The following is a 2032-nucleotide window of genomic DNA, read 5'->3' on the forward strand; positions in this document are numbered from 1 at the left end:
TGCGCACAGAATTGCACCAATGAAACAGATGGCCGATGCAACCGGATATCTTCCTTCAGCAGAGTGACCTTGATCAAAAACATAAATGCCTCGTACGAATGCAGCGGTGATAGCTAACCAAATGATGATGTTCATAGTTTTTCTTATTCTTATCGAACGTAAAGTTCCATGGCCGCGTGTAAAACAACCGCCAATCATTAAAGATTTTAACTGTAAAAAATCCGCAGACTACGAACGGTTAACGGTCGATGGCAACGACTTGTTAGCCCTATTTTTTAATCAGGCTGAGCAATTCGGGATCTTTGGCAGCATAATCCTCTACACGCTTACGAAAGCCTATATTGATATCATCCGTCTTACCTTCAGTCTCTCGATAATGCTCCGCTACAATCGTCCGTATCGACCGCTCCAGCTTGTTCATATCACCTTCTTCGCGGGCTTTCAGAACTGTTAAACCAAGTGCTGCTGTGAGTGCACGAGATTCAAGTTGATTCTGCAAAATATCTTGAATCATCTCAGGCATACGCTGAAACTCTTCTTCGGTCATTATACCCTTCTGAATGGCACTATCAAATACCAACAGAACTTCTACTCCACGAATTACTGCCGATTCCATTTCTTCATTCGATAACCCAGACTTATCTTGAACACGTTTAACCGATGCCAGTAGTTCAGCGTCACTATCTGATATCGTCTGGTCATCCTCGGATGTGCAACTCACAAGCATGACTAAAGCTGCGAGTGATGTTACTATGTGTTTCATATTATTTTTATTGGCTAACGTAGAGCTCAACCGCCGCCCAAAACGTAAGGGCAAATCTCTGAGCAACTTGAAATAGTGACTACGCCATCGACTCATGGACGGTTAGCGGTCTGATGCAGCGCCTTGTTCGACCACATTCTCAGTGGTCACGAGAAATGTAGTATGGCAGGCGTAAACGCCAAGGACTCACAACCTGCGGTAAGTCTTGATTCTCACCATCCTTAATGAACGTAATGCTGTGCTTGGAACCGTTCCAGTCCACGCGTGCCCATGGTAAGTCGTCATGCAAACCTAATAAGGTTATTGAATCTCCTGATCTTGCTACACGACCCATATCATCCTTCTCGTTATGACCGGGGCAATCAAAATAATATCGTCCGTTCTCTATCAGGAGAAAAATTTCATGTCCCCCCATGCACTTACTCTCAAGATCAAAATGCCCCATCAACGGTCGTGCACGACTCTTGGCTACTATAATAGGAATTACATAAACCAATAGCAGCAAGCCAACTAGAGAAATCGCAATGACATATTTTTTCTTCATTATTGTCGAACGTAAAGCTCAAACGCCAACTGTAAAACACCGCGCATACGAGCAAGGGTTTAACTGTAAAATGGCTGCGGACTACGAACGGTTAACGGTCGTGTGCAGCGACTTGTTCGGCCACTATTGTTGCCCACGGAATATCAAACCGTATTCAGCCTGCTCCACAAATATCTTAGACCATTCGTCGAAGGAAATAGCTGACACATATCCATATGAAATGTCGAATATCCAATTGTGGCAAACATGACCCTCGTCCAAATACATACCATACGATGGCGCATCGATAAGAGCGTCTGCGAACACAATCATTCTGTGGCCTAAGAATGTCAGATTCTTAACTGATGGTAGTATATTCCTAATATCATTATGATCAGGGATGAAGAACCCTTTCTCTCTATACTCTGTGTAAGACTTTATCTCAGAACATGGCCAAAAACGCCAAATGGCATCATCAGTCTCCGTCTCAGAACCGTCGTGCTGACCTAAAAAACCTCGATACGAATCAGGAAAAGTCACACCTAAAGACCTTTCTAATTCATTGACGGTTTCTAGTGATGCTGGCTCAGCTAGTTTGCCGTCCATATCACGGACTTTCTTTGCTATCGGGTGCATTTATAATTATTGCCGAACGTAAAATTCGGCCGCCGATAAATCAATGGTCGAATATGTAGAATGTCCCATGCCTGTAGAATGTTTCTCGGACTAGGGACGGTATCCGGTCG

3 protein-coding genes are annotated in these 2032 nt (G+C 43.9%); all 3 read right to left on the reverse strand.

The window, feature by feature from the left end; translation table 11 throughout:
- Positions 1-268: 268 nt before the first annotated feature.
- Positions 269-763: a hypothetical protein gene (locus tag JO972_RS16690; RefSeq protein WP_309491225.1), complete on the reverse strand. Its 495-nt coding sequence runs from the start codon at positions 761-763 to the stop codon at positions 269-271.
- Positions 764-902: 139 nt separating this feature from the next.
- Positions 903-1307, reverse strand: coding sequence for a hypothetical protein (locus tag JO972_RS16695; protein WP_309491226.1), 405 nt, complete (start codon positions 1305-1307; stop codon positions 903-905).
- A 123-nt stretch (positions 1308-1430) separates the two neighbouring features.
- Entirely contained in the window at positions 1431-1892 is a 462-nt protein-coding gene (locus JO972_RS16700) for an SMI1/KNR4 family protein (RefSeq protein WP_309491227.1), read from the reverse strand.
- Positions 1893-2032 lie beyond the last annotated feature (140 nt).

It is taken from the genome of Oceaniferula flava (assembly GCF_016811075.1).
Taxonomy (GTDB): domain Bacteria; phylum Verrucomicrobiota; class Verrucomicrobiia; order Verrucomicrobiales; family Akkermansiaceae; genus Oceaniferula; species Oceaniferula flava.

Bases quoted from the DNA above. Each gene is read 5' to 3' on its own strand.
- JO972_RS16690 (WP_309491225.1), bottom strand. From the start codon at position 763: ATGAAACACATAGTAACATCACTCGCAGCTTTAGTCATGCTTGTGAGT.
- JO972_RS16695 (WP_309491226.1), bottom strand. From the start codon at position 1,307: ATGAAGAAAAAATATGTCATTGCGATTTCTCTAGTTGGCTTGCTGCTA.
- JO972_RS16700 (WP_309491227.1), bottom strand. From the start codon at position 1,892: ATGGACGGCAAACTAGCTGAGCCAGCATCACTAGAAACCGTCAATGAA.